The sequence below is a fragment of the Halomonas sp. H33-56 genome (assembly GCF_040147035.1).
In the GTDB taxonomy this organism is placed as follows: domain Bacteria; phylum Pseudomonadota; class Gammaproteobacteria; order Pseudomonadales; family Halomonadaceae; genus Halomonas; species Halomonas litopenaei.
Window position 1 is genome coordinate 4,505,691 of the sequence record NZ_JAMSHP010000001.1, and the last position, 23,280, is coordinate 4,528,970.

The following is a 23,280-nucleotide window of genomic DNA, read 5'->3' on the forward strand; positions in this document are numbered from 1 at the left end:
TACTTCCTCAGGCAATTACTAGTAGCCAGGAGCCTCGACAAACGACATCCCTCGAGCATCCTTATCGGAAACTCGTGGCTCAATGTTGTCCAATGGCCAGTCGATTGACAGGATAGTATCTGCCCAGTGCACCGACATTTCGTCTGAAGGCGCGTAATAGTCAGTACACTTGTATACAAACTCGGCATCATCACTGGTAACGTAGAAACCATGTGCAAATCCAGGTGGTACCCAGAGCATCTGTCGGTTGTCTTCGTTCAAGAAAACGCCTACCCACTTACCATAGGTGGCACTGGACGTTCGCATATCGACGGCTACGTCGAATACCTCTCCCCTGATTACTCTCACCAGCTTTCCCTGGGGATGCTTCAGCTGATAATGCAGTCCCCTGAGTATCGATCGACTCGACCTACTATGGTTGTCCTGAACAAACTTGTGTTCACCACAGACTTCATCAAATGTTTCCTGGCGAAAGGTTTCCATAAAGAAACCTCTTTCGTCACCGAACACTTTTGGCGTAAATAGCACGACATCAGGAATAGCCAGCCTTTCAACTTTCATGCACGTCACCTCCACCATCAGGTAGCCTTGTCACTGACCAACAGCCTTCGCGGCCAGAAGCTGTAGCAGGTATTCCCCGTATCCTGTCTTGGAAAGGCTGTTTGCCTGTGAAAGCAGGAACTCGTCACTGATCCAGCCTTGAGTCCAGGAAATCTCTTCCAGACAGGCTATCTTCAGTCCCTGTCGATGTTCGACTGTCTGCACGTACTGCGCTGCCTCAAGTAAACTGTCATGAGTACCTGTATCCAACCAGGCAAATCCTCTCCCCAAACGCTCTACGTGAAGTTCACCACGGTGTAGATATTCATTGTTGATCGAGGTTATCTCCAACTCTCCCCGAGCCGATGGCTTGACGCTCCGCGCGATGTCCACCACGGAGTTGTCATAAAAGTACAAGCCCGTCACCGCATAGGATGACTTTGGTTTTTTGGGCTTTTCCTCAATAGAGACCGCACGCCCTTTCTCATCAAACTCGACAACACCAAAGCGTTCCGGGTCTTTGACGAAATAGCCGAACACTGTGGCACCTCGAGCCTGGTCGGAGGCTCTCAGAAGTTGCTCGGAAAAGTGTTGTCCGTGGAAGATATTATCGCCAAGGACGAGACAGACAGGAGAATCACCAATAAACTTCTCGCCGATAATAAAAGCCTGGGCCAGTCCCTCTGGCTTTGGCTGCTCTGCGTAGGACAAGGAAACACCAAATTGGTCACCGGTACCGAGCAACTGACGGTAGACCGGTAGATCATCCGGTGTAGATATCACCAGTATTTCTCTTATTCCTGCCAACATTAGCACCGAGAGCGGATAGTAGATCATCGGCTTGTCGTAGACAGGGAGAAGCTGTTTTGAGACCCCATGGGTAATGGGGTGAAGTCTCGTACCGGAGCCTCCGGCAAGGATGATTCCCTTCCGATTCATGGCGGTAACCTCTAGTTTTCGGACAACGCCTTGCGGCGGCAGGCCTACCTTAGGTAGTCCTTCATGGTGAGAGACAACTGTCCCCTCCAGTCAGGGAGCGAGATGTCGAAGGCGTTCTCAAGACGAGAGACCGACAGCCGGGAGTTGGGTGGACGCTTTGCTGGTGTGGGATAGTCCTTCGTCGCCAGACGAGACAGCTGGTCGTCGCAGAGCATGAGAGGAAGGCCGTGCAGACGGGCGAGACGAAAAATCTCTCGGGCAAAGTCATACCAGGACACGAAACCCCGTGGTGCCAGATGGTAGAGCCCGGTCAGTTCGGGACGAGAGCGGTAGACTTGCCACGCATGCAAGGTCACGTCAGCAATCAGGCGTGCGGGCGTAGGGGCCCCCACCTGGTCGTCGACAATTGCCAGGGACGCCCGCTCCCGCCCCAGACGCAGCATGGTCTTCATGAAGTTGTTGCCCCTGGCACTGTAAACCCAACTTGTCCGGAAGATTTGTGCGTCGCATCTACTGGCGAGCACCGCCTCGTCGCCGGCAAGCTTGGACTGGCCGTAGCAAGATAAAGGGTCGGTTGGACTATCTTCCGTCCAGGGCCGAATGCCATCGCCTGGATAGACGTAGTCGCTGGAATAGTGCGTCAACAGTGCCCCGTGATCGGCACAATAGCGTGCGAGACAGCCAGGCAGCTCTGCATTGAGTCGAAAGGCAGTCGCCGTATCGGTCTCTGCCTGGTCCACCGCGGTGTAGGCAGCAGCATTGATCACCCACTGGGGGCGATAGTGGTCCAGACAGCGTTTCACCGCATCAAGGTCGGTCAGATCCAGGGTCCTGCGGTCAGGCGCATGAAGATCCAGATGGATGGCTAGCGCCTTGTGAAGCTCATGGCCCACCTGGCCCGAGGCACCAAGCAAGAGCCCACTCATGACAACACCCCCAGGCGCTCGGCCCGGTAGCTACCATCCTGCACCGCCTTCCACCACGACTCGTTGGCCAGATACCAGGACACTGTCTTGCGAAGGCCAGACTCGAAAGTCTCTCGTGGCTCCCAGGCCAACGTGTGCTGAATGTAGGATGCATCGATGGCATAGCGCCGGTCGTGGCCAGGCCTGTCGGCGACGTAGGTGATCAGATCACGATATTCGCCCTTGTCCGGAGCCATTTCCGTCAACAGGTCACAGATTGTGTGTACCACTTCGAGGTTGGTTTTCTCGTTATGGCCACCAATGTTGTAGGTATCTCCAACCTTTCCCTCGCTGGCAACCAGCACCAGGGCGCGCGCATGGTCCTCGACATAGAGCCAGTCTCGTACCTGTCCACCATCACCGTAGACAGGAAGAGCCTCTCCATGCAGCGCATTGAGGATCATCAGAGGAATCAGTTTTTCAGGAAAGTGAAACGGACCATAGTTGTTTGAACAATTGGTCACCAGGCAAGGCAAACCATAGGTGCGCGTCCACGCCCGCACCAGGTGATCCGATCCCGCCTTGCTGGCCGAGTAGGGCGAACTAGGCGCGTAGGGGGTCTGTTCGGTGAACAGGCTGCCATCATTCTCGAGGTCTCCGTAGACTTCGTCGGTGGAGATGTGGTGAAACCGAAAACCATCGGCCTTGTCGCTGTCCTGTTGCCTGATTCCTTCCCAGTACCCGCGTACCGCCTCGAGCAATACCAGAGTGCCCACCACATTGGTCTGAATAAAGGCGCGAGGCCCGTCGATGGAGCGATCAACGTGGCTTTCAGCGGCCAGATGCATCACCACATCGGGGCGGTACTTGTCCAGAATTCTACTCATTGCCGCGCCATCACAGATGTCCGCTCTCTCGAAGATATAGCGAGGATCGGAGGCGACAGACGCTACGGATGCCAGATTGCCGGCATAGGTCAGCTTGTCCACATTGACGACACGATGAGGGGTGTGGGTAATCAACTCCCTCACCACGGCCGAGCCGATAAAACCGGCACCACCGGTCACGAGAAACGTCTTGATCATGAAAGAACCCCGAGAGGACTGGAAATTCTGCCCGCCCCGCCAGGGAGGACGCTAGAAATGGCATACGGGCGGGAAGGAAGAGAGGATGACAGGAAGCGTGAGCCCTGAGCTCTTCAACATGAAGGGCTTCATTGTGGCAGCCGTCCGACGACAGCTATCGGTAGTTCCATCAGCAAGAGCGTCAGTCTCTGTGGTCCTGGACGATCAGCCACAGCATGCTGGCAATGAAGGCAAGGAACAGAGTGACGATCACAAAGATGGTCAGGTTGTAGAGGCGCTCAGGACGCGTGGCGTACTCGGGCAGTAGAGGGCTCTGCAAGATACTGATCTGCTTAAGCTTGCGAGCAGCCTCGATGCGCGTGCCCTCCAATGCACCGAGAGCGCTGGCATAGGTCTCCTGGGCAAAGCGAGCCCGCAGTTCAAGCCGCTGATACTCGGAGGACAGGCGGTTGAGGGAGTCTCCTGTGGCCTTTGCCAGTCGCTCACGCTCCTGATCGATCTGACGACGCAACGCAGTGATTTCGCTCTCGACTCTCACCATGTCCGATGAACGCTGGCTGGAAAAGCTGGCCAAGGCGCTACGCCGAGCTTCCAGTCTTGCCAGCTCACCTTCCAGACTGGCCACCACCTGGTTGAGGCTGTCCACGGTCGAGGTAGGAGACACCAGACCATGCTCGTTCTGATAGTCCAGGAGATCCGTGCGTGTCTGATCCAACCGATCGGACAGGCGCTCTACCTGAAGCTCGAGGAACCGTACTTGATCCTGAGCCAGGCGCTGCCCCATGGCATTCATGTGCGCTTCACCTTCCGCCAGTAAAAGCGAGGTCAGTTGCTGGGCAAACTCGGGAGAGAAGCCCTGGACCTCCAGCTTCAGGACCCCTGCGTAGTCATCGAGCGTTACCTCTACGCGACTCAGGTAATACTCATGAAGGTCTTCGATGGGAGCCTCGGCGTCCCACAGACGAGCAGGAAAGTCACCGTTCTCACTGTAATGAGACCTCAGGTCGAGCCGTTCATCAGCCTTCTTGAGCATATCCACAGAAAGCAGATACTCCCGCAAAAGCAACATATCGCTATCGACGCTGGCACCGGAAAGCAGGCTCGAGAAGTCGAAGGTTGGGGCAGCGATCTGTGGGCTTTCCAGTACCACGACGGCCTCGGATACGTACCGATCCTCGGCCCAGACTAGCCAGTAGAAGGACATGGCCAATATCGACAGGCAGGCAAATGCCCAATGGGGCTGCCGAGCAATCCATCGCAACATTATCTTGGCTTCCTTGCTGGAGCGACGTCGCGGGGCATCCGGACGCCTCTGAATGCGAGCACCACCGTCAGGATCTAGTCCTCAGTGAGCGACGCCTTGCCATCGCCTGGTGGCTACCGTTCTTTCTTCTCGAAACCCTTCTCCGACTCCTTCCGCGAATCCTTCCCCGAATCGTCCTTGCCACTGGCGGGTGTGGCTCGCTTTTTCGTCTGTACCGCGCGACGAACCTCATGCAAGCGCTGCTTCGCCAGGTGAAGGCGAGCAATGAGCTCCTGACGGACCCTCGGGTCGACCAGTTCGTCTGCGTTCTCACGCCCCATCTCCAGAGCATCGAGGCGCTTCTGGATACGCTCCAGCTGCTGTCTGCGCTTGCCCAGCAATGCCTTGAGCGTATCCAGGGACATTGTGTCGATACCCGGTGTCGGCGCAGGTGACGGATACCGGGGTGCTTGCGGCTCGCCATCGTGGCGTGGCCCATTGCCGGGGCCGCCGGTGGCCTTGGCCTTGGCCTTGCTGTCACTGTCCTGGTGATAGCTGCGAATGGCGTCTCTGATATCGTCAAACCAGAACGCCTCGCCATGCTTCAGATAGATGCCTGCCTGGCACAGTTCGCGCAGTATGCCTTCGCTGTGGGAGACCATGACCAGGCTTGCGCGATTGACCCTGTCCTTGAAGGCACGGGTCGCCTTGGCCTTGAATACCCGATCGCCCACCGAGGTCGCCTCGTCAGACAGATAGACATCGAAATCAAACGCCAGCGACAGACCAAAATTGAGTCGCGCACGCATCCCGGAGGAGTAAGTACGAATCGGGTCATCGAAGGCCGGCCCGAGCTCTGCAAATTCCTGCACCTTGTCGATGATGGCTCCGACGTCACGACCACCACCATGGACACGGGCAACAAACTTGACGTTCTGACGGCCACTCAAGGCCCCCTGAAAACCTCCGGCCAGTCCCATCGGCCAGGAGACCCGAGCATCGCGCCGGATAGAGCCCCTTTCAGCCGTATCCATGCCGGCAATCAATCGCAGCAGGGTCGACTTTCCCGCGCCATTTCTCCCCAACACTCCAACGCTTACGCCGTGGGGGATGGTCAGGTTGATATCCTTCAACACCCAGTCCCTGACCTTGTGATGGTGATAGCGCTTGTAGAGGTGTTCTATCTGGATCATTGCGCCATCAGCCGATGTCGAAACCGAAGGTGTAGCATCAATCCTAGTGACAGCAGTGCCAGCGTCACCATCCAGTAATAGGGGGCACTGGTACCAGGGACCTGCCAATACCCTTCAAAAAAACCGCCACGTAGTCGCTCCAGACCATGAACAATCGGGTTGACCAACAGGTACTCACGCATCCAGTGGGGCATGTGATGGATCGGGAAAATGACACCGGATAGGATCAACAATGGCATGATCATCATCCGTAGCACGATCGCCACCTCGGCGATGAGGGTGGCAAGCACGGAGACAATTAGCCCAAGCGCCAGGCCCAGCAGCCAGAGCGAGAGCCACCACGCCAGTGCCAACAGGGCGTCGTCAGGTGCCAGCGCCTCGACCTTGAGCAACATGCCGCCGAAGATGAACAAGAGAAATATCAGTGATCGCAGAAGCCCCTCCAGGGCGTTGCGCACCAACACCGGGTCCACGGGCCTGACCTGCCGATAGGCGAACAGCGCCTGGTTGGCCTTGATGGCTCCCAGCCCTCTAATCATCCCTTCGCGAACCAGAAAAAATCCCATCAGTCCGACCACCATCCATGGGATGAAAGGGGCTCCCACGATAAGGGCGTCTCCGCGGATGAGACTGCGGATGGCCACCATGATCAGTGTGAAGAACACAGGTTCCGCGATCATCCAGAACCAGCCCAGGCGATCCGACATGGTGCGCGCAATGGCCTCTCGCAGGAACATGGCGTACCAGACGCTACGCGTCACCACCCAAGGGTGGCGTTGCACGGAGTTGCCAATCATCGACATGCTGCCCCCCTCTAGAGATCGATCGCCACCTTGGTGGCCACGGCAATCTGATAAAGGATCTGGGTCAGGCTGGTTGCCAACTGAAGATTCTTGGTGGGGACAGCCGGCATCACCAGAATCTCGTCTCCTGCACGCAGGGTGATATCGTCGGCATTCCGCACCGCGCCGTTCTGGCGAACCACCAATATGTTGTCCTCATCGCCACGCTGGGTAAGACCACCTGCGGCATCAAGATAGTGGTCGAGACCAGAACCCGGCTGATAGACCACCGCCTGTGGCACGACCACCTCTCCGCTGATGAGCACCGAATCCATGGCCTCCGGCAACGTGATGACGTCACCGTCCTGCAACCGAATGTCGGCAACCCCTTGATCACTGGCGACCACCAGTCGACCGCTGGGTTCGAGCTGTCGCGCCCGCGCCACAAACATCTGAATCAGCTCGGCCTCGCGAATCCTGATTCTGGCCTCCTCATCGGTGGATGACGATGTTCCCAGATAGGTCGTTTCCAGACGACGGAGACTATCCTCGAGCGCCTCTTTCTGCTGCCGTGCTACGCTTTCTCGGCGAATCGACACATTGTGGCTGGCCGACATGTCGGACAGGATGGCGACGGCGTCCAGCAACTCTCCGAGCCGGGCATCCCGCGGCAGGGCAAACCTCGACGGGCCCAGAAAACTCCCCTCCAGGGCAACCACGATGGTGCCTTCCTGATGATCTGCATTGAAGATCACCTCATCACCAGGCTGAACCTGGCGCGCGAGAAATTCGTCGAGCGTCAGGTAGGTGGCAACCGGGCCTGTTGCACGCTCTCCGCGCAGCAATACGTGAGACACACCACTCTTCAGGCGGGCCAGGCTTACCAGATCGCTGCCACTCAACTGGCCAGACTGTAGTTCGTATCGGTAGGCGCGTTCCACATCACCGGTCACCGCGATGGAGGGGCCTCGTTCACCCACCACGATAGTATCGCCGTCGCGCAACTGAGGCCGAGCGATCCTGCCATCCAGCAAAAAGTCGTAGAGATCGAAGCTTGCCAGGCGTTGCCCCTGGCGCATCAGGCTGATGCTGCGATAGCTGCCAAGGGCGTTGTCGATCCCCCCGGCCTGATCGAGAAAGTACAGAATCGAATCCGAGGGGGTGCCCGCGTAACGTCCAGGGCTGTGCACATAGCCGGTGACATAGACACCGACGGGCTGAACGCCTTGCAGGTTGGTGTACACCTGCACGTTCTCGGGATAGATGCTCTGGATCGCTTCTCGAACCCGAGCATCCAACTGGCCATGACTCATTCCCTGCACGGCGAGGGGGCCGATCGACGGGAGAAAGATATTGCCCTGGGCATCCACGGGCACCACTCGATCGAATTCCACCGCCCCCCATGCTCTCAGGGTGACCTGATCGCCAGGTTTGATGCGATAGTCACGGTTAAGCCCATCTGCCATGGTGCCTCGAAACCCACCGGTAAAGAGGTTGGCGCCAAAGGGAGGAAGCAGTTCCACATCGATCGGTGACGGTGTCGAGGGCGGCCCGTAGCGATCGTTGCTCCAGTTGGCGCGAGGCGAGTCATTGATCGTCCCCTCATCCGTCTGCTCCCGGGCCTGAGGCAAGATATCGTCCGGCAGGGCGATACCCTGCGCAGCGACCGAGTTCGCCATCGACCAGCTCACCATCAGCAACAACACAGGCAACGACAGCCGTCTTGCCAGATACAGCACCGTCCTGCCGAGCCGTTCATCCATGATCGTCATCACCAGGTCTCCGCTCCGTTGTACAGCGCCGTTACCAGGCGACTGGTAAACCAGGCGCCTTCTCCCGACTTGCAGGCAACGGCCGCCAGTCGATCCCCGTTGCTCCGGCGAGTCACTGTCAAGTGACGACATATGCGCCTGCTGGCAGAGAAGTAGGGGGAGTCAGCCACCACCTCCACATTCGCTCCCCAGGGGCTACTCGATAGTGTGGTGGCGCTCCCGGCGGGGGTTTGGGCAAGAAACCGCGACAAGTCGCTGGAGGCAGGGATCCCGGAAGGCTCGCTCATGATCCCCTGGGCACTGTTCGGCTGGGTAAGCGGACGCTGAACACAGCCGGTGATCAGCACCGTAGCAAGAAGAAGCGTGACCGTGGCACCCCGGCGAAAGACGCTTTTCCTCGAAAGACCCGAGGCCCTTTCAGGCGCCCTTCCATCGGCTGGAATCGACCTTAAAAACGTGCAATATCGAAGCATAATCATAGCGAAATTCCCGACGTCGTCATGCGATAAACGACGAATAACTGTTACAGATGTTTTAGCAATTTCGCAATAATATCTTGCTCGCTCATTATCTCTGTATTGACGGAAACCTCTGGCTTCACAGGCGCCTCATAAGGACTATTGATGCCAGTGAAATCCAGAATCTTGCCTTCCCTCGCCTTCTGATACAGTCCCTTAGGGTCTCTCTCTTCACAGACATCCAGGGGCGTATCGACAAACACCTCGACAAAATCATCGCTAAGAAAGAGCGCCCTGGCCGCCTCCCTATCTGCTCGAAACGGCGAAATAAATGCGGTAATAACGATCACCCCAGCCTCTGCGAACAGCCGAGCAACCTCACCGACTCGCCGAATATTCTCCGCCCTATCCTGCTCCCCCATGCCAAGGTCCTTGCATAGCCCATGCCGGAGATTGTCGCCATCCAGCAGCATGGTGTGATACCCGCGTCGATTGAGCTCCACCTCCAGAGCATTGGCGAGGGTCGACTTGCCGGAGCCCGATAACCCGGTAAACCAGACGCAGCAGCCACGGTGGCCATTGATCCTCTCTCGCATGGTCTGGGTTACCGTGGTGCGGTTCCACACCACGCTGGCCTTGCTGTCGTGTTTGCGGAATTCGTAGGGCAGCTCCGCATCCGACGGACTGTGGATCATCCCGGCACCGACGGTAAGGTTGCTCAGTCGGTCGATCAGAATGAAGCAGCCCGTGCCAGGGTGGGTACGATAGTCGTCGACAGGTATCGCGGTGGTGAGCTCGACACGGCAACGCGCGATAGCATTAAGATCCAGCTGCTCCCCATGCCGTTGCTCCAGGGTGTTGACGTCCACCAGGTAGTCGATGGCGACAACCTTTCCCGCAAGGTCCCGAGTGGCCAGCTTGATGTCATACAATTTCCCGGGTTCCAACGGGGACTCGTGCATCCACACAATATCGGCCACGAATTCCGACCGAAGCGGCACCTGATCATCGACCCCGACGATCCAGTCTCCGCGCGATGCATCGATCTCGTCGCACAAGGTGATGGTCACCGCTTGCCCGGGAAATGCCGCATCGAGATCACCATCCATGGTAACGATGCGCTTCACCTGACTGGTGGTACCGCTCGGCAGCACCTTGACCGCCAGTCCGGGAGTCAAGACACCGGAGCTGAGGGTGCCCGCGTATCCCCGGAAATCCAGATTGGGGCGGTTGACGAACTGAACCGGCAAGCGCACATCTCGCAGATTCTGGTCGTGCCTGATCTCGACCTCTTCCAGCAGCGTGAGCAGGCTGGGGCCGTCATACCAGGGCATCTCGCTGCTGGGCTCGACCACGTTGTCGCCTTTCAGCGCAGACAGCGGGACAAAATGTATATCCCGGGCCTCGAGTCGATCCATGACGAGCCGATACTCGTCGACGATCTGCAGATAACGATCTTCGTCATACGCCACGAGATCCATCTTGTTGACCGCTACCACAAGGTGCTCTATGCCCAGCAGGTCGCAGATGAAGCTATGGCGACGCGTCTGGGTTTGCACACCGTGTCGAGCATCAATCAGTATGATCGCAAGACTGGCCGTGGAAGCGCCGGTCGCCATGTTGCGGGTGTACTGCTCATGCCCCGGCGTGTCGGCAATGATGAACTTGCGTCTATCGGTGGAGAAGAATCGATAGGCCACATCGATGGTGATCCCCTGCTCACGCTCTGATTGCAGGCCATCCACCAGTAGCGCGAGATCCACCTCGTCACCGGTGGTGCCGCTGGTGCGAGATGCCTGGGTGATGGCGGCCAGCTGATCCTCGTAGATCATCTTGGAGTCATGCAGCAGGCGCCCGATCAGAGTGGACTTGCCATCATCGACACTGCCGCAGGTAATAAAGCGCAGCAGGTCCTTGTTCTCGTGTTCCTTCAGATAGCGTTCGATGTCGCTGGCGATCAGCTCGGATTGATGGGACATGACGAATTCCTGGTAGAGGCGCAAGCCACAGCACCCGGACAAGGATGCCGAGGAGACTAGGGCTGAACCGGAGTGCAATCTGGAGACTGGAAGAGCGGAGCGTGGAGGAATGCGGCGAGCCACGCGGTCGCGGCCTTTGCCGTCTGGTGAAGCGATGGGTGTAGCCGCCTTCCCGAGACCCCCCCCCATCGGCAATTCGCGAGTTCAGTACAAGACGGCAGGCGAACATCTATTCCAACTAATTTAGAAATACCCCTCGCGCTTCTTCTTTTCCATCGACCCCGCCTGATCATGATCGATGGCTCGACCGCTGCGCTCGCTGGTCCGCGTCAGCAGCATTTCCTGGATGATTTCGGGGAGAGTCGCGGCTCGAGATTCCACCGCACCGGTCAGGGGATAACAGCCGAGGGTACGAAATCTTACCCAGCGTTCCTGGGGCGTCTCGCCCTTCCGCAGCGGTAGCCGGTCGTCGTCGACCATGATCGTCATGCCATCCCGCTCCACCACTGGCCGCGGTGCGGCGTAGTACAACGGCACAATGGGGATTCCCTCGAGATAGATGTATTGCCAGATATCCAGTTCCGTCCAGTTGGAGAGAGGAAAGACGCGAATCGACTCCCCCTTGTTCACCTTGGCGTTATACAGGCTCCACAACTCGGGACGCTGGCTCTTCGGCTCCCACCGATGATGCCTGTCACGGAAGGAGAAGATGCGCTCCTTGGCACGACTCGCCTCCTCATCCCTGCGGGCACCCCCAAAGGCTGCGTCGAATCCATGGTGATCAAGTGCCTGCTTGAGAGCGGCGGTCTTCATCACGTCGGTATACTTGGCGCTACCGTGATCGAAGGGATTGATATCGGCCGCGACCCCCTCCTGATTGATATGCTCGATCAGCTCCATGCCGGACTGCTTCGCCATGAGATCGCGAAAGGCGATCATCTCGCGGAACTTCCAGGTGGTGTTCACGTGCATCAACGGAAAGGGGGGCGTGCCGGGAAAGAAAGCCTTGCGCGCCAGATGCAGCATCACCGATGAATCTTTGCCGATCGAGTACATCATGACCGGAGAACGGAACTCGGCTGCGACTTCTCTGATGATATGGATCGATTCGGCCTCCAGCTGTCGGAGGTGTGTCTGGCGATCGGGTAGTAGTTCCATGACGGATCGAAGTCCTCGGAAAGGGAAACACTCGCCGGCTGATTGCGTGGACTCGGCCGACTCGACCCGCGTGGCGTAGCCGCAGCCGTTGGCCCGATTCGCCCACAGCAGCACCAAGGCTCCAGGCACCGGAGAGTGGGCGCGGCATGTGATCCGCGAGTTGGTGCAGGAGAGGGGCACTGGACCTGATGGCGATGAAGCACGCTACCGCCCCGGGATGTCACGGACGCCTTCCCATGCCCTGCTTCAACGAATTTTGCCCTCGACCGTGGTAGCAAACAGACGAGTAACATTGATAACGGTTCATTAACACTTGATCACAATCATCGATACTAATGTTTTTGTACTTCTCCATCCAGACACGGGCGAGGTTATTGGCGGGCAATAAACGGTTACTGCATAGAGAGTAATCCGCCTCCCTTTAACTATGCTGCAATACAAAAAAATATCTAAAAGGCCATAATCCACACACGCCAAAAAAATCAGCAAAAGATCAAAAAAAATCAAAGGCATAACAAAAAAACAAAGACCAGAAAAAGCATGCTCATTGCAATAATGTCGTTACGGCACATTTAAAAGCTTCGTGCCTAGTTCTTCGGTACAATAATTAAAGCAAGTGTTGGATAATTTAGGTTAGGCGTGAGTCACGACCGGCATAGAACTTTAATAATTAACTGCGACGGTATTGTTTTTCATTAAAACTTCACCATCTTGGCGAAGAACATTTCTTGATCGTCAGAAGTGCCAGCATCCAACAAATGTAATCTTCTAACACCCCGCCTCGGCGCCAAGGCCATGAGGGGGCGCCCGGAGGGCCGCTTTTATGAGGGAGTCGCCATTGAGCAGGGCAACTAACTGTGCCGAACTTTAGCTCCCAGGCCGCTCCAGGCGCGCGCTTCCTCCAGTCTGATCCTTCTCAAGGAGGCCCTCCTGGCCCCCAATCGACGTTCCGCCATCACCGGGCACGTGATGACGGGCGCCCTGCAGGGCGCGGAGGAACACAAGAATCAGAAGGCAGAGAGGGACAGAGACAGAGAGGGACAGAGACAGAGAGGGACAGAGGGACAGAGCGACAGAGGGACAGAGGGACAGAGGGACAGAGGGACAGAGGGACAGAGGGACAGAGAAAGGTAGAGGCAGAGAAAAGTAGAAAGTAGATAGCGTGGGGCCGGTCATGGGAGAGACCACCAAGGGACACCGCGCGCCCCGGCATCTCTCGTCGAGAGGAGGCCGGGACGCAGAGTGCCTGCTGGCCTGGTGTAACAAGCATGGCAGGGAACAGCTCAGGCTCTGCGCCGCCAGGGGGAAGAACCTGGGCTGGAACTGGAGGGTTGAAGTGGAAGGTTGAAGTGGAGGGTTGAAGCGGGGGCCGGAAAGCCCCGGCCCCCGGCCCACTAACAGGGCATCAAGCGGGGGTTGGCGCGGCAACCCGCTCGGGGTGATTGGCCGGCGCTGAGGCAGAGCTGGCAGCCTCACTCAGGGTAAATCCTGCCACCATCCGCCCCAGTCGGTCGGCCTGTTCCAGCAGGTGCTCGGTGGCAGCAGAAGACTCTTCGACCAGACTCGCGTTCTGCTGCGACATGCGGTCCAGCTCCGCCACCGCGATATTGACCTGTGCGATACCTTCGCTCTGCTCTTCCGCCGCCACGCTGATCTCGTCCAGGCTCAACGTGACGCGCCCGACCTGTTGAACGATCTCGCCCATGGTCTCGCCCGCCCGGCGCACCAGCTCGGTACCGCTGGCCACGCGCTCGCCGGAGGTCTCGATCAAGCTACGAATTTCACGGGAAGCCTCGGCGGATCGGGTGGCCAGTTGGCGTACCTCACTGGCCACCACGGCGAAGCCACGGCCATGCTCCCCGGCCCGGGCCGCCTCCACCGAAGCATTGAGCGCCAGCAGGTTGGTCTGGAAGGCGATACCATCCATCACCTTGACGATGGCGCCGATCTGCACAGAGGACTCGGTGATCGACTCCATGGTGTCCACCACCTGGTCCACCACCTCACCGCCTCGCTCGGCGACGTCGGTGGCCTCCCCCGACTGCCGCCTGGCATCGCGCGAGGCCGCCGCCGTATGCGCCACGGTGCTGGTGATCTCCTCGATCGATGCCGAGGTCTGCTGCAGGCTCGATGCGGTCGTTTCGCTGCGCCGCGACAGGTCCTGCCCTCCCAGTGCGATCTCGCCGGCGGCAACCCGCACCGACTCGCTGCTGTCCCGGATGGTGATCATCACCGCCTCCATGCGCGACACGAAGCGATTGAACGCACTCGCGATCTGGGCCACCTCATCCTTGCCGTCCTCCGGCAGGCGGCGGGTCAGGTCTCCGTTGCCACTGGCGACGTCGGCCATGGCATCCCGCGCAATCGACAGTCGCTTGAGCGCGAGGGTCAACAGCACGCTCAGCAGCAGCAGTGCCACCAGGCCGACGATCACCAGAGTCCAGAGCGCTGCCTGTGTCACCTGCTGAAGGCTGGCACCGGCCTCCCGGCTGTCCAGGGCAATCACCAGTCGCCAGTCGGTACCGCTGATGGGCGTGGCGAGAAGCTCGCGCTGCCGTCCGCCGATGTCTACGGTGACAGGGCGTGCCTGGTCACCCAGCTGCGTCAGGAAATCCGGCGTCAGACGCGCAGACAGCTCGGTCGCCGGCGCCAGGCTCAGCGTGGCATCAGGATGCGCCACCAGGGCTCCCTCACCATCGACGAGGAAGGCAAAACTGCTCGGCGTCGGCGCGATGTCGGCCACCACATCGATCACACCGTCGATGGTGATATCGCCACCCGCCACCGCCTCGAGCCTGCCCTCATTAAAGAAGGGCGTGGCGAAGGTCACCACCAGCCCCCCCGTGTTGGCATCCTTGTAGGGAGGGGTCACCACGGTCGCTTCAGCCTCAACGGCCTGCTGATACCAGGGGCGCTGACGCGGATCATAGTCTGCGGGGGCATCCCAGCCGTCGGAGAAGATCGCATCTCCGCTCGCGGCCTCGGCCAGATAGGTGGTGAGAAAGCCGCCACCGGCCTGCAACTGCAGCAGCGCCGCCAGGGGATCGGCATCGGACACTGCCGGCGCCAGTGCCTCGAGCTGGCGTGCGTGGCTCGACACCCACTCATCGATGGCCACCCGATTGCCTTCGGCGACCGAGGCCAGCTGCTGCGCATCCTGGCGCTCCTGATGGTGATGCAGAATGCTGAGGTTGACCGCTCCATTGATGGCCAGGGCCACCACTATGACGGCCACGGTGGTCAGCAGGAGCCGAAATCTCAAGGAATGAATCATGTCGCTCTCTGTCAAGGGTTACGCCTTGCGGCTGCAAGGTCGACACAAGCGACTATCGGCCATCGAGAATGCCTCTTTAGCCCAAGTTTGACGATTACCCCCTTTCGCCTCCCGAATGGCTCCCGAATGGCTCCCGAACGGCTCCCGAGCGACTCATCGACGATAGGGAAACGGGCCGCGCCCGTCAGGCGCTGACACCCTGCGTCAATCGTCTGGCCTGCCGGCGCTCGCGCCAGGCCTGCAGCCCCCGCCACCACGAGCGTTGCGTTCTTACCGTCATCTCGCCGATGCAGGTGTCGTCGTCTTCGTCGGACAGCTGCATGTGCGCACTGGATTGCCCCAGCGCCAGGGCGGTGCCAGTCAGACGTTCGGCTTCCTCCCGTGAGCGCTCGACCATCTGGGCGTTGCGCTGGGTAACAGCATCGATCTCGGCCATCGCCCGATGAATCTGATCGAGGCCCTGATGCTGCTCTCCGGCGGCCTGTTCCAGTTCTGCGATTCGGCCCCCCAACTGCCCGACTGCCGCCGCTATCCCCTGGATCGACAGATCGGCGGCGCGGGACTGCCTCGCGCCATCGGCCACGCTCTTGCTGGAAGCACCGGTCAGGCTGCGAATCTCGCCGGCCGCTTCGGCGCTGCGCGCCGCCAGGCCGCGCACCTCCGCCGCTACCACCGCGAAGCCTCTGCCGTGCTCGCCGGCACGGGCAGCCTCCACCGAGGCATTGAGGGCCAGCAGGTTGGTCTGAAAGGCAATATCGTCGATCAGCTTGACCATCGCCTGCACCTGGTCGGCATGGCGCTGGATCTCGTCCATGGCCGCCGCCACCGCTGCGACGCCCTCGCTGCCCTTGCTGGCACGCTTGCCCACATCGCCCGCCAGGCGGTTGGCGTCCCCCAGATGCTGCACCGTCTGGGCCACCGTCGCCGTCAATTGCTCGAGGCTGGCGACCGTCTGCTCCAGGGCCGATGCCTGGCGCTGGGTACGGGTGGCCAGTTCGCGACCATCATCGAGCATGCGTTCGGCATTGTGACGCAGGTCATCGCTGGTCTCGCGAATCCCGCGAATATTCTTCACCAACGCCCGTCGCAGTGACTCCACGCCCCGATACAGCTGGCCCACTTCGCTGCTGCCCATATCGGGCAGGCGACGCTCGAGTCGGCCCTGGGCCATCGCCTCGAAGTGTTCCAGCAGCTGCTTCAACGGGACCAGCAGGTAGCGTCGAACCGTCAGAGCCATTGCCATGGCCAGCACCAGAGCCAGGGTGAGCGCCGCCGCCAGGGCGAGGTTCATGCTGTCTGCCAGGTGCCTGAAGCCGGCAGCCAGTCCCTCTTCCTGCTCCAGCGCCAGGGTGGAAAAGGCCTCCACGCTATCGACAAAGGCCTGGCTCATGCTGGTCAGTCGAGCCTGGCCCGAATCATAGGCGCCAAGATCTCCCTCCTTGAGCAACATCAGCTGCAGCTCCAGGCCGGTGGATACCAGCGAGCGGAAGTGGCGCTCGAGCGTCGCCTTGTTGTCTGCCTGGGCCTCGCCGACATCGATCGCCATGAAGGCCTCGAAGGCCTCCCTGGCCTCGCTCAGCAGCGTCTCGGCAGAAGCGATCACCGGACCCGGTCGATCGAAGGACGGCACCCGCGTCAGCCTGGCCGCCCGATCCATCTCGACGCGTGAACGAAAGACCCTGGTCTGGGCAAGATTGAGCAGACGGAACTGACCGACGTGCTCGTCGCGCATTACATCGAAAGCCTCTCGTCCCTGCTGGTTGGCATAAAGGCCCAGTCCACCCAGTCCGACCATCAATATCAGGAAGAGAGACAACGCCAGCAGCCCGCTGGCACGTATGGAGAGCGTTCGAAAAGACGTCATGGAGCGAATATCCCTGGTTGCCCCGCTTCTCGGGCGAGCGGGTGCCGAAGGAATATCAGCAAAACATTACATAAAAATGTCGGCAGACGATGGGGGGATCGCCGAGGGGGTAGCCGAGCGCGGCACCTACACCTGCATGTTCATCACATCCCTGTAGGCCGATACCAGGCGATTGCGCACCTGCTGGCCCATCTGAAAGGCCACGCTGGCCTTCTGCATGTCGACCATGACGTCGTTGAGCTCGACCCCCGGCACCCCGGCCTGGAAGGCCTTGGCCTGCGAATCGGCGGTGGCCTTGAGCTCGTTGATGCGCTGGATCGACGACTTCAAGGCGTCGGCGAAGCCGGCGTCGGCCTGGGCCGCCTCGGTGTTGCCCCCCAGTGTCGGGGACGACACCTGGCTGGCCTCGCGGGCCATGGTGGTCATCTGGGCAAGGGCCGATTGCATCGCGGGAGTCGACATGACGGGTCCTGTGTCTCGTTGGCCGGTGACGGAGGCGCATCGCCTCCACGACAGCAAGCCTAACAAGAGCGAGCGCACCGTCATCGAAGTAAATGGCCGTCAAAACATGGGCTATTTCGATCATTGGCTGGCCACAGCCCCGGGATAATGGGCATCAACACAGAACCGGGCACCGCCCGCGGCCACCCGACCCACGGACCACCGGTCATGCCAATGAACAGCCCCCATTTGCCGTCCCCCGACGGGAGTCGTCCATGAGCTCAGCGGCCTCCGCCTCAAGCTCCGGCCCCCTGTCCGGGCTGACGTCCCGCTTACGCGGCAAACCCCTGATTCCCTTGATGATCGGGGGCGCCGCCGCGATTGCTCTGATCATCGCCCTGGTGATGTGGGCTTCGCGCCCACAGTACCGAGTCCTGTTCAGCAATCTCAGCGAAGCCGACGGCGGCGCCATCATCACTGAACTCGATAGCCGCGGGGTGCCTTATCGCTTTTCCGCCGGCGGCCACGCCTTGATGGTGCCGGACGACCAGCTGCACACCCTGCGCCTGCAGCTTGCCGAACAGGGCCTGCCCCACGGCGGCAACGTCGGCCTCGAACTGATGCAGGATCAGGCCTTCGGTATCAGTCAGTTCGCCGAGCAGATCAACTACCAGCGCGGCCTGGAAGGCGAGCTGGCCAGATCCATCGCCTCGTTGGGCCCGGTGGCCAACGCCCGTGTCCATCTGGCCCTGGCCAAGGACTCGGTGTTCGTACGCGAGCGTCAGCCGGCCAAGGCCTCGGTGGTGCTGACACTCGAGCCTGGCCGACGTGTCGGCGAGGGCCAGGTGGCTGCCATGGTCCACCTGGTCTCTTCCAGCGTGCCCGACCTGGCCGGTGAAGACGTCACCGTGATCGACCAGAACGGGCGCCTGCTGTCATCGGCCGACGCTGGTGGGCTGGGGCTGGACGGCTCGCAGCTGGACTACGTCGCCGAAATCGAGCGTTCCTACCAGCGGCGCATCGAGGACATCCTGGCGCCGCTGGTCGGCCATGCCAACGTGCGTGCCCAGGTCACCGCCCAGATCGACTTCTCCCAGCGTGAAGAGACCCAGGAGCGCTACACCCCGAACCAGCCGCCCGCACAGGCGGCGGTCCGCAGCCGCCAGACCAGCCTGGACATCAATGGCCAGGGTGACCTGGCCAGCGGCATTCCCGGCGCCCTGAGCAACACCGCGCCAGGTACCGCCGCGTCACCCATCGACAACGGTGATGCCGCGCAGCCGGACAACGACGAGGCCGCCGCCGATACCGTCGAACAGGAAGAGGCGTCACCGCAACGCCTGCGGCGCGATGACGTCACCAACTACGAGCTGGATCGACAGGTATCGCATGTGCAGTACCAGAAGGGAGGCATCGAACGCCTGTCCGCCGCGGTGGTGGTGAACTACCAGGACGGCGTCGATGAGCAAGGCGAAGCCACCCTCACCCCCCTGTCAGCGGAACAACTCGCCGAGATCGAGGCACTGGTGCGTCAGGCCATGGGCTTCTCGGAAAGCCGCGGCGACGCCCTGTCGGTGGTCAACAGTGCATTCGCCCAGGCACCCGAGGTCGAAGCCCCCACCTGGTGGCTGGACCCGATGGTCCATCAACTGGCCAAGGAACTCGGTCGCTATCTGCTGATCATCCTGGCCGTCGCTCTGCTCTACCTGCTCGTGCTGCGTCCGCTGATCCGTCGTTATACCGAGGCTCCGGTGGCCCCGGCCCCCATGCCCAGCGCCTTCTCGGCACGGGTCGGCGACGACGAGAGCGACGACGAAGAGGCGTCCGAGGGTGACAGCGAGACGACCGACGGTGAGGACGCCACCTACGGCCGCGACAACCGCCGCCGGCGCAAGGCCAGCGCCTACGAACAGAACCTCAACGACCTGCGCGAGCTGGCCCAGGAAGATCCCCGCATGGTCGCCATGATCGTACGCAGCTGGATGAACGCCAATGACTAACATCGAAGCCTCGAGCGGCATCCGCCGCAGCGCCGTACTGCTGCTGGCCCTGGACGAGGACAGCGCGGCGGAAGTGTTCAAGTTTCTCAATGCCAAGGAAATCCAGCAGCTATCGAGGGAGATGACCCAGCTCGGGCAGATCTCCCACGAAGAGATGCGTCGCGTGCTGCACGACTTCCACACCGAGACCGAGGAGTTCATCGGTCTCAACATGAACTCCAGCGAGCACATCCGCTCGGTGCTGACCAAGGCGCTCGGCACCGAACGGGCCTCCAGCCTGATCGAGGACGTCCTCGAAACTGCCGGCACCAGCAGCGGCATCGACGCCCTCAACCTGATGGAGCCGTCCATGGTGGCGGAGCTGATCCGTGACGAGCATCCACAGATCATCGCCACCGTGCTTGTGCACCTCGAGCGCCACCAGGCGGCCGACGTGCTCGAGCTGTTCGACGACAAGCAGCGCAACGATGTGGTGCTGCGCATCGCCACCTTCAGCGGCGTCCAGCCGGCGGCACTGCAGGAACTCACCGAAGTGCTCACCAGCATGCTCGACGGCCAGAACCTCAAGCGCAGCAAGATGGGCGGTGTACGTACCGCGGCGGAGATCCTCAACCTGATGAACACCACCCAGGAAGAGGCCGCCATCGACACCGTGCGCGCCCACAGCGAGGACCTGGCTCAGAAGATCATCGACGAGATGTTCCTGTTCGAGAACATCGGCGATCTGGACGACCGCAGCATCCAGCTGTTGCTCAAGGAGATCGAGACCAACAGCCTGGTCATCGCGCTCAAGGGAGCCCCGGAAACGCTCAAGGCCAAGTTCCTGGTCAACATGTCCCAGCGCGCCGCCGACCTGCTGCAGGAAGACATGGACGCCAGGGGGCCCATTCGCATCTCCCAGGTGGAGACCGAGCAGAAGGCCATCCTGCAGGTGGTGCGTCGCCTGGCCGACAACGGCGAAATCGTGCTCAGCGGAGGCGACGAAGCCTATGTCTAGGACACCTCGATTCAGTGAACCTGGCACGCCGGCGAGGAGGGTCTCGGCATGAGCCAATGGCGCCGCTGGAACATGGGCGAGCTGCCCGAGGAAGGCGACGACGGCACCACCGAGGCCGCAGCGACCCCGCGCCCGCCCACTCGCCAGGAACTCGATGACGAACGCCGCCGGGCCCGCGAGACGGGCCACCGCGAGGGCCATGTCCAGGGCCACCAGAAGGGCTACGACGAGGGCTACCAGAAAGGACTGGCCCAGGGCCTCGAGCAGGGCCTGGCCGAGGGCCGCGCCCGCGCCGAGCAGGAGATCGCCGACGCCCTGGACAAACGCTGTGAAGAGGCCCTGGCACCGCTTGGCCGACTCGTCGACGAGTTCCGCACGGCACTGTCCGAGCTGGACGATGCGGTGGCCGAGGATCTGACCGACCTGGCCCTGGCCACCGGCCGGCAGCTGGCGGATGACGCCCTCAAGGCCCGGCCACGCCAGGTGGTGGAGCTGGTCCAGCGGCTTTTGCACACCGATCCGCCCCTGGTGGGACGCCAGCGCCTGTGGCTGCACCCGCTCGACCTGCGCCTGGTGGAGCGCCACCTGGGCGAGCAGCTCGAGGCCGCCGGCTGGACCCTGCGCGCCGACGAGCGTCTGCACCGTGGCGGCTGCCGGGTCAGCGGCGAACAGGGCGATATCGACGCCACCTGGGAGCGTCGCTGGCAGGCGGTGAATCGCCAGGTGCGCAGAAGGGCCCCGCGCCACACCCCCGAACCAGAGGATCATGGCGTCGCCCACGAGGACGATGCGCCATGAACGGCCCCCAGACCCACCAGCAGCGCTGGCAGCACGCCCTCAAGGCCGTCGCCCATCGCGTCGAGCCCCTGCCCATGACCAGGGCCACAGGCCGCGTGGTGCGCGCCACTGGCATGGTCATCGAAGCCGTCGGCCTGCAGGTGGCGCTGGGTGACAGCTGTCGCATCGAGCTTCCCGGCACGGCAGATCACACCGCTGCCGGCTCAGCGCACGACTACGCCGAGGCCGAGGTCGTCGGCTTCGCCGGCGATCGCCTGTTCCTGATGCCGCTTGGCGAGATCAGTGGACTGATGCCCGGCGCCCGGGTGCTGCCCCTGGGCGACGGTAGCGTCAATGCCTCGCGACGCTTTCCGCTGGGCGAGAGCCTGCTGGGCAGGGTCGTTGACGGCACCGGGGCTCCGCTGGACGGTCTCGGTGAACTGGATGACGCCCCCCGGGCGCCATTGGCCACACCGCCGCTCAACCCCCTGTCTCGTGCTCCCATCGAGGAACAGATCGACGTCGGCATCCGCGCCATCAACGCCCTGCTCAGCGTCGGCCGCGGCCAGCGCATGGGCCTGTTCGCCGGCTCCGGCGTCGGCAAGTCGGTGCTACTCGGCATGATGGCGCGCTACACCCGAGCCGACGTCATCGTGGTCGGACTGATCGGCGAACGTGGCCGCGAGGTCCAGGACTTCATCGACAACATCCTCGGGCCCGAGGGCCGGCGCCGTGCCGTGGTAGTGGCGGCCCCCGCCGACACCTCGCCACTGCAACGACTCAAGGGCGCCGCCTACGCCACCCGCCTGGCCGAAGGCTTTCGCGACGACGGCAAGAACGTGCTGCTGATCATGGACTCGCTGACCCGCTACGCCATGGCCCAGCGCGAGATCGCCCTGGCCATCGGCGAACCTCCGGCGACCAAGGGCTATCCGCCCTCGGTGTTCGCCAAACTGCCGGGGCTGGTGGAGCGCGCCGGCAACGCCGAGCCCGGTGGGGGATCGATTACCGCCTTCTATACCGTGCTGACCGAAGGCGACGACCAGCAGGACCCCATCGCCGACTCCGCCCGCGCCATCCTCGATGGCCACGTGGTGCTGTCGCGCAGCCTGGCGGAATCCGGCCACTACCCCGCCATCGACATCGAAGCCTCGATCAGCCGGGCCATGAACGCCATCGTCGACGACGGCCAGCGCCGCCAGGCCCAGGGCTTCAAGGCCATGTTCTCGCGCTACCAGCGCAACCGTGACCTGATCAGCGTGGGCGCCTACCAGCCCGGCCACGACCCTCGCCTGGACGAAGCCGTGCGCCGCTATCCGGATCTGGAAGCCTTTCTGCAACAGCGAATCGACGAATGCGCCACCCTCGAGGCCTCGCGTCAGGCGCTCTCGTCCACCCTGGGAGGAACCCCATGAGAACCCCTCTGGACACCTTGACCGAGCTGGCCCGGGACGCCCGCGACCAGGCGATGCAGCACCTTGCCAGCGCCCGCCGAGACGAGCGTCAGGTCGCCGATCAGCTGTCGTCGCTGGAACACTACCGACAGGAATACGCAGAGCGTCTGCACCAGAACATGCGCAGTGGCATCGATCCGGCCACCCTGCACAATACTCAGCGCTTCCTGCTGTCGCTTGACGATGCCCTGGCCACCGCACGACGAGCGCTCCAGCAACAGCGCCAGAAGGTCAGCGACAGCCAGCGCGAGTGGCAACACGAACAGCAGCGCCTCAGCGCCTACGACACCCTGGCCGAACGCCGTGCCCAGGAAGGCCTGCGCCAGCAGGCCCGCCAGGAACAGCGCTCCAGCGACGACCTGATCAACAGCCGACTGCAGCGCGGCAGCGCCATGCCCGGCGGCTACTGACCTCAAAGG

General features: G+C 61.3%; 19 protein-coding genes. 5 read left to right on the plus strand and 14 right to left on the minus strand.

What is annotated here, in order from left to right; all coding sequences use genetic code 11:
- Positions 1 to 18: 18 nt before the first annotated feature.
- From rfbC to fliE, 14 genes are all read right to left on the minus strand, one after another.
- Entirely contained in the window at positions 19 to 561 is a 543-nt protein-coding gene (gene rfbC, locus NFH98_RS19325; RefSeq protein ID WP_348815026.1) for a dTDP-4-dehydrorhamnose 3,5-epimerase, read from the minus strand.
- A gap of 30 nt (positions 562 to 591) precedes the next feature.
- Positions 592 to 1,479 carry a glucose-1-phosphate thymidylyltransferase RfbA gene (gene rfbA / locus NFH98_RS19330; protein WP_349623050.1) on the minus strand — a complete coding sequence of 296 codons (888 nt, stop codon included), beginning with the start codon at positions 1,477 to 1,479 and terminating at the stop codon, positions 592 to 594.
- Positions 1,480 to 1,523: 44 nt separating this feature from the next.
- Complete coding sequence (gene rfbD / locus NFH98_RS19335; protein ID WP_222516334.1) at positions 1,524 to 2,405, minus strand: dTDP-4-dehydrorhamnose reductase; 882 nt, start codon at positions 2,403 to 2,405, stop codon at positions 1,524 to 1,526.
- Entirely contained in the window at positions 2,402 to 3,469 is a 1,068-nt protein-coding gene (gene rfbB / locus NFH98_RS19340) for a dTDP-glucose 4,6-dehydratase (protein ID WP_261395325.1), read from the minus strand. Before rfbB ends, rfbD begins: the two co-directional genes overlap by 4 nt.
- A gap of 181 nt (positions 3,470 to 3,650) precedes the next feature.
- The gene (locus tag NFH98_RS19345) at positions 3,651 to 4,673 is read right to left on the minus strand and encodes a KpsE/RkpR family capsule polysaccharide export protein (RefSeq protein ID WP_231498577.1); all 1,023 of its coding nucleotides are present in this window, start codon (positions 4,671 to 4,673) and stop codon (positions 3,651 to 3,653) included.
- A gap of 173 nt (positions 4,674 to 4,846) precedes the next feature.
- Complete coding sequence (locus NFH98_RS19350; RefSeq protein ID WP_108132081.1) at positions 4,847 to 5,905, minus strand: ABC transporter ATP-binding protein; 1,059 nt, start codon at positions 5,903 to 5,905, stop codon at positions 4,847 to 4,849.
- On the minus strand, positions 5,902 to 6,708 hold the full coding sequence (locus NFH98_RS19355) for an ABC transporter permease (RefSeq protein WP_349623051.1): 807 nt from the start codon (positions 6,706 to 6,708) through the stop codon (positions 5,902 to 5,904). Before NFH98_RS19355 ends, NFH98_RS19350 begins: the two co-directional genes overlap by 4 nt.
- An 11-nt stretch (positions 6,709 to 6,719) precedes the next feature.
- Complete coding sequence (locus NFH98_RS19360; RefSeq protein ID WP_502878765.1) at positions 6,720 to 8,366, minus strand: polysaccharide biosynthesis/export family protein; 1,647 nt, start codon at positions 8,364 to 8,366, stop codon at positions 6,720 to 6,722.
- A 92-nt stretch (positions 8,367 to 8,458) separates the two neighbouring features.
- Positions 8,459 to 8,938 carry an RT0821/Lpp0805 family surface protein gene (locus NFH98_RS21030; protein WP_213230265.1) on the minus strand — a complete coding sequence of 160 codons (480 nt, stop codon included), beginning with the start codon at positions 8,936 to 8,938 and terminating at the stop codon, positions 8,459 to 8,461.
- A gap of 44 nt (positions 8,939 to 8,982) precedes the next feature.
- Positions 8,983 to 10,896, minus strand: coding sequence for a sulfate adenylyltransferase subunit CysN (gene cysN / locus NFH98_RS19365; protein WP_349623053.1), 1,914 nt, complete (start codon positions 10,894 to 10,896; stop codon positions 8,983 to 8,985).
- Between the two features lie 243 nt (positions 10,897 to 11,139).
- Positions 11,140 to 12,054 (minus strand): sulfate adenylyltransferase subunit CysD, encoded by a 915-nt coding sequence (gene cysD, locus NFH98_RS19370; RefSeq protein WP_045992429.1) that lies wholly within the window; start codon positions 12,052 to 12,054, stop codon positions 11,140 to 11,142.
- 1,405 nt (positions 12,055 to 13,459) lie between these two features.
- The gene (locus tag NFH98_RS19375) at positions 13,460 to 15,328 is read right to left on the minus strand and encodes a methyl-accepting chemotaxis protein (RefSeq protein ID WP_222516330.1); all 1,869 of its coding nucleotides are present in this window, start codon (positions 15,326 to 15,328) and stop codon (positions 13,460 to 13,462) included.
- 184 nt (positions 15,329 to 15,512) lie between these two features.
- Positions 15,513 to 17,192 (minus strand): methyl-accepting chemotaxis protein, encoded by a 1,680-nt coding sequence (locus tag NFH98_RS19380; RefSeq protein WP_348827248.1) that lies wholly within the window; start codon positions 17,190 to 17,192, stop codon positions 15,513 to 15,515.
- Between the two features lie 126 nt (positions 17,193 to 17,318).
- On the minus strand, positions 17,319 to 17,654 hold the full coding sequence (gene fliE / locus NFH98_RS19385) for a flagellar hook-basal body complex protein FliE (protein ID WP_045992432.1): 336 nt from the start codon (positions 17,652 to 17,654) through the stop codon (positions 17,319 to 17,321).
- A gap of 254 nt (positions 17,655 to 17,908) precedes the next feature.
- On the opposite strand from fliE, the gene fliF reads away from it, so the two are divergent.
- Genes fliF through fliJ form a run of 5 tightly spaced genes read left to right on the plus strand, consistent with a single transcriptional unit; the run spans position 17,909 to position 23,271 of the window.
- A complete protein-coding gene (gene fliF / locus NFH98_RS19390) occupies positions 17,909 to 19,633 on the plus strand; it encodes a flagellar basal-body MS-ring/collar protein FliF (RefSeq protein WP_349623054.1) in 1,725 nt (574 codons plus the stop codon).
- Complete coding sequence (fliG, locus tag NFH98_RS19395; protein ID WP_045992434.1) at positions 19,626 to 20,630, plus strand: flagellar motor switch protein FliG; 1,005 nt, start codon at positions 19,626 to 19,628, stop codon at positions 20,628 to 20,630. The genes fliF and fliG overlap by 8 nt, the downstream gene beginning before the upstream one ends.
- 48 nt (positions 20,631 to 20,678) lie before the next feature.
- Positions 20,679 to 21,428, plus strand: a complete 750-nt coding sequence (gene fliH, locus NFH98_RS19400; RefSeq protein WP_348827249.1) for a flagellar assembly protein FliH — start codon at positions 20,679 to 20,681, stop codon at positions 21,426 to 21,428.
- Positions 21,425 to 22,822 (plus strand): flagellar protein export ATPase FliI, encoded by a 1,398-nt coding sequence (fliI, locus tag NFH98_RS19405; RefSeq protein WP_348827250.1) that lies wholly within the window; start codon positions 21,425 to 21,427, stop codon positions 22,820 to 22,822. The genes fliH and fliI overlap by 4 nt, the downstream gene beginning before the upstream one ends.
- Positions 22,819 to 23,271 carry a flagellar export protein FliJ gene (gene fliJ / locus NFH98_RS19410; RefSeq protein WP_045992437.1) on the plus strand — a complete coding sequence of 151 codons (453 nt, stop codon included), beginning with the start codon at positions 22,819 to 22,821 and terminating at the stop codon, positions 23,269 to 23,271. The genes fliI and fliJ overlap by 4 nt, the downstream gene beginning before the upstream one ends.
- The last annotated feature ends 9 nt before the right edge of the window (positions 23,272 to 23,280 follow it).

Excerpts from the sequence above, each read along its gene's own strand:
- NFH98_RS19345 (WP_231498577.1), bottom strand. The coding sequence starts at position 4,673 with ATGTCCTTCTACTGGCTAGTCTGGGCCGAGGATCGGTACGTATCCGAG.
- fliF (WP_349623054.1), top strand. The coding sequence starts at position 17,909 with ATGAGCTCAGCGGCCTCCGCCTCAAGCTCCGGCCCCCTGTCCGGGCTG.
- NFH98_RS19360 (WP_502878765.1), bottom strand. The coding sequence starts at position 8,366 with ATGGCGAACTCGGTCGCTGCGCAGGGTATCGCCCTGCCGGACGATATC.
- rfbB (WP_261395325.1), bottom strand. The coding sequence starts at position 3,469 with ATGATCAAGACGTTTCTCGTGACCGGTGGTGCCGGTTTTATCGGCTCG.
- fliH (WP_348827249.1), top strand. The coding sequence starts at position 20,679 with ATGAGCCAATGGCGCCGCTGGAACATGGGCGAGCTGCCCGAGGAAGGC.
- rfbD (WP_222516334.1), bottom strand. The coding sequence starts at position 2,405 with ATGAGTGGGCTCTTGCTTGGTGCCTCGGGCCAGGTGGGCCATGAGCTT.
- NFH98_RS21030 (WP_213230265.1), bottom strand. The coding sequence starts at position 8,938 with ATGATTATGCTTCGATATTGCACGTTTTTAAGGTCGATTCCAGCCGAT.
- fliJ (WP_045992437.1), top strand. The coding sequence starts at position 22,819 with ATGAGAACCCCTCTGGACACCTTGACCGAGCTGGCCCGGGACGCCCGC.
- fliE (WP_045992432.1), bottom strand. The coding sequence starts at position 17,654 with ATGTCGACTCCCGCGATGCAATCGGCCCTTGCCCAGATGACCACCATG.
- NFH98_RS19350 (WP_108132081.1), bottom strand. The coding sequence starts at position 5,905 with ATGATCCAGATAGAACACCTCTACAAGCGCTATCACCATCACAAGGTC.
- fliI (WP_348827250.1), top strand. The coding sequence starts at position 21,425 with ATGAACGGCCCCCAGACCCACCAGCAGCGCTGGCAGCACGCCCTCAAG.
- cysD (WP_045992429.1), bottom strand. The coding sequence starts at position 12,054 with ATGGAACTACTACCCGATCGCCAGACACACCTCCGACAGCTGGAGGCC.
- NFH98_RS19375 (WP_222516330.1), bottom strand. The coding sequence starts at position 15,328 with ATGATTCATTCCTTGAGATTTCGGCTCCTGCTGACCACCGTGGCCGTC.
- NFH98_RS19380 (WP_348827248.1), bottom strand. The coding sequence starts at position 17,192 with ATGACGTCTTTTCGAACGCTCTCCATACGTGCCAGCGGGCTGCTGGCG.
- rfbA (WP_349623050.1), bottom strand. The coding sequence starts at position 1,479 with ATGAATCGGAAGGGAATCATCCTTGCCGGAGGCTCCGGTACGAGACTT.
- cysN (WP_349623053.1), bottom strand. The coding sequence starts at position 10,896 with ATGTCCCATCAATCCGAGCTGATCGCCAGCGACATCGAACGCTATCTG.
- NFH98_RS19355 (WP_349623051.1), bottom strand. The coding sequence starts at position 6,708 with ATGTCGATGATTGGCAACTCCGTGCAACGCCACCCTTGGGTGGTGACG.
- fliG (WP_045992434.1), top strand. The coding sequence starts at position 19,626 with ATGACTAACATCGAAGCCTCGAGCGGCATCCGCCGCAGCGCCGTACTG.
- rfbC (WP_348815026.1), bottom strand. The coding sequence starts at position 561 with ATGAAAGTTGAAAGGCTGGCTATTCCTGATGTCGTGCTATTTACGCCA.